We start from the raw sequence: 2,942 nt of genomic DNA on the forward strand, positions 1-2,942 counted from the left end.
AGCGCACGGCGGCGGCCGTGGTCAGCGCCCAGACGATGGATCCGAGCACATCCGTGGGGAAGTGCAGGCCGTCGCTCACCACGGCGACGCCGACCACCGCCGTGACGACCGCGCCGAGCACGATCGGCAGCCATGCGTACCGGGTGTCGCGGAGCAGGAACCAGAACGCGATCGCCAGGGCGACGATGTAGGCGGTGTGGCCGCTAGGGAAGGAGCCGTCGGTCTGCAGCGGCGAGAACGGGTGCGCGAGCAGGGAGGCGTCAGGCCGCGGTCGATCGACCAGGATCTTGACGGCCGCGACGGGCAGCCAGGTGAGGGCGACGGTGAGCCCGAACACGAGCGCCGTGCGCAGCGAGCGGGACACCGCCCACACGATTCCGGCGATCACGAGGGTGATCGCCACCGCGGGGAGCGGCTCGATGCCGCGATAGACCGCATTTCCGATCGTGCCCCACAGCCCCGTGTGGGTCTTGTTGAGGGCGACGACGAGGCTCTGATCGGCCTGCGTCGCCTTCATCGCGAAGCCGAGGGCGATCACGGCGACGGCGCCGACGACGGCGACGGCCACGGCGACCAGGGGTCGTCGAGAAGTGCGCTCGATGCCGGTGAGCGGCCGGGTGCGGGTGCGTCGCAGCTCAGTCATGGGGGATCCTCATCCGTCGCGTTCCTCGCGATGGCGGCATCGGAGGCGGGCGCCCGCCGGTTCGCGTGCGCCGGATCCATGTTCCGATGGGTCGCCTAAGGATTGGCCAAGAAACGCGCGGTTCGACGGCCGCATCCCGCCTGTGCGATCAGAAGCGCAGCGCGGCGACGGCGTCGTCGGCACTCCAGAAGTCCCCGACGATGCGGAACGTGCCGGAGGAGAGGTGCAGGCGTTCGGCGCGGTAGCGCAGACCGAGGTCGTGCGGCATGATCCGCAGATGCCCGCGGATCGCGCCGCGTCGGTCCAGCACGCGCCAGAGGCACTCGCCGGCGGGCTGCAGCGTCTCGACGGAGCGGGTGAGAACGGGAGTCGCCCAGCGGATGGTGGGTGCCGGAGTGGTGTTCGTGGTCATGGTTCCTCCTTCTCCTTCGAACATAAGGACGGCCACCGACATTCGCCGGAGAGGCCGGAATTCCGCGCGCACGGATAGTCCCTACACTGTGCTGGTGACCGTGACTGTATGGCTCTCGCTGGTGGTGGCGTGCCTGGTGATCAGCCTCACGCCGGGCGCGGGCGCGATCAACACCATGACCAACTCCCTGAACGAGGGATGGCGGCGTTCGATCTGGGGGATCGTCGGGCAGCAGCTCGCGCTGGTCGTGCACGTCGCGATCGTGGCCGCGGGCGTGGGCCTGCTCGTCGCGCGCGTCCCGTGGCTGTTCGAGACGGTCCGCTACGTCGGAGCGGCGTACCTCGTCTATCTCGGGATCCGGCTGATCCTCGCGCGGATTCCCGAACCGGTCGAGGACGCCGAGTCCCTGCGCCCCGCCGAGGGCCGCTGGCCGATGCTGCGGCGGGGATTCTGGGTCAATCTGCTCAACCCGAAGGCGATCGTCTTCTTCCTCGCGTTCGTGCCGCAGTTCATCCGCCTCGACCGCGATCCCTGGCCGCAGTACCTGATCCTCATCGGGACGACCGTGGTCATCGACGTGGTCGTGATGTGGTTCGTGTTCGCGGCGACGGCGCAGAGCTTCCGGCGGCTCACCTCGAGCACACGGGGCCAGCGCACGCTCAACATCGTGTTCGGCGCGCTGTTCATCGCGGTGGCGGCTCTTCTGCTGTTCATGCACTGATCCTCGGTCTTGCGGGTTCCGACCCCACCCGTTCCTCCTCCACAGGCGGGCGTTCGGACGGGTTCGGCACCGATTGCGCATCGCCTCGTCCGCGACGCCGGCCGGGGCGTGACGCTGTCTGCAGGGACGGAGCCGATTCGAGCTCCGCACGAGCAGAGAAGAGCAGATCATGGCCGACACCATCACCGTCCTGGGGAACGTCGCATCCGACCCGGATCGGGGCGCCACGGCGACCGGCATCCCCACGCTGAGCTTCCGGATGGCCACCAACCATCGCCGTCCCGACGGCGCGGGCGGCTGGATCGACGCGGGGACGAACTGGTTCGAGATCAGGGCGTACCGAGCCCTGGCCGAGAACGCCGAGGCCTCCCTGTCGAAGGGCGATGCGGTCGTGGTCGTGGGGCGGCTGAAGCTGCGCGAGTGGGAGGCCAAGGACGGCAAGCGGATGAACGTGGAGATCGAGGCCGAGAGCATCGGCCCGGATCTGCGGCGAGGGCGCAGCGTGTATCACCGGGTGTCGCACCAGACCCCGCTCCGCGCGGCGGGGGACGGGAGCGCGGGCGCCGGCGCAGGGGCGGGCCCCGGTGGTGGAGCGAGCCCGGGAGGCGGTGCGGAGGCCGGTGCGAGCCCGGGAGGCGGCGAGGGTGCGGGCGCGCCGGAGGCGGAGGGGGACGTGTGGGCGACGCCGGGCGGCAATGCCACGCCGTTCTGACCGGTCGGGAGGGGCGTCGCTCGAGCGTTCGTCGCGAGCGCGCGCCGCTTAGACTCGGGGAGTGCGTGGATCCCAGGCTGTGCTCGACCGAACACCCGTGATCCGATCCCTCGCGCCCTTGGCGCTCGTCGCCGCGCTCCTCCTGAGCGGCTGCTCGGCGGGATCGCCGGTGCCCTCGGCATCGCCCTCTGCCGCGGCGAGCAGCGCGACCGCGTCACCCGCGGCCGCACCCGAACTGCACCCCGACGGGTCCGCCGAGGACAACCTCCCGTTGTTCGACGCCGTCGTGGCGCAGGTCTGGGCGGGGGAGAACCGGGTCAAGGGCAGGGCCTACGTCGATGCGCTCAGCGCCGCAGGGTTCGCCAGGGCCGACATGCAGGTCACGGCGGACGAGACGACGGTGGGCAACCCCGCGGAGAGCATCCAGTTCTCCGTGCGGTGGGGCAAGGACCAG

At 70.7% G+C, this 2,942-nt stretch carries 5 protein-coding genes; 3 read left to right on the forward strand and 2 right to left on the reverse strand.

The annotated features are described in order from the left end of the window. Positions 1 to 643: phosphatase PAP2 family protein (locus B7X32_RS20005; RefSeq protein WP_292723780.1), on the reverse strand; the 643-nt coding region annotated here is incomplete at its 3' end. Positions 644 to 791: 148 nt separating this feature from the next. Next, complete coding sequence (locus tag B7X32_RS20010) at positions 792 to 1,055, reverse strand: hypothetical protein (protein WP_292723782.1); 264 nt, start codon at positions 1,053 to 1,055, stop codon at positions 792 to 794. A 94-nt stretch (positions 1,056 to 1,149) separates the two neighbouring features. On the opposite strand from B7X32_RS20010, the gene B7X32_RS20015 reads away from it, so the two are divergent. The 3 genes from B7X32_RS20015 to B7X32_RS20025 all read left to right on the forward strand — a co-directional run. Beyond that, positions 1,150 to 1,776, forward strand: coding sequence for a LysE family transporter (locus B7X32_RS20015; RefSeq protein WP_292723785.1), 627 nt, complete (start codon positions 1,150 to 1,152; stop codon positions 1,774 to 1,776). Between the two features lie 169 nt (positions 1,777 to 1,945). Then, positions 1,946 to 2,488, forward strand: a complete 543-nt coding sequence (locus tag B7X32_RS20020) for a single-stranded DNA-binding protein (RefSeq protein ID WP_292723788.1) — start codon at positions 1,946 to 1,948, stop codon at positions 2,486 to 2,488. A 61-nt stretch (positions 2,489 to 2,549) separates the two neighbouring features. Beyond that, positions 2,550 to 2,942, forward strand: a 393-nt coding sequence (locus B7X32_RS20025; RefSeq protein ID WP_292723790.1) for a hypothetical protein, incomplete at its 3' end; no start/stop codon positions are given.

Origin of the sequence: Microbacterium sp. 13-71-7 (assembly GCF_002257455.1) — a bacterium.
In the GTDB taxonomy this organism is placed as follows: domain Bacteria; phylum Actinomycetota; class Actinomycetes; order Actinomycetales; family Microbacteriaceae; genus Microbacterium.

What these genes read in the sequence shown, in the direction of transcription:
- B7X32_RS20010 (WP_292723782.1), bottom strand. Translation starts at nt 1,055, where the DNA reads ATGACCACGAACACCACTCCGGCACCCACCATCCGCTGGGCGACTCCC.
- B7X32_RS20020 (WP_292723788.1), top strand. Translation starts at nt 1,946, where the DNA reads ATGGCCGACACCATCACCGTCCTGGGGAACGTCGCATCCGACCCGGAT.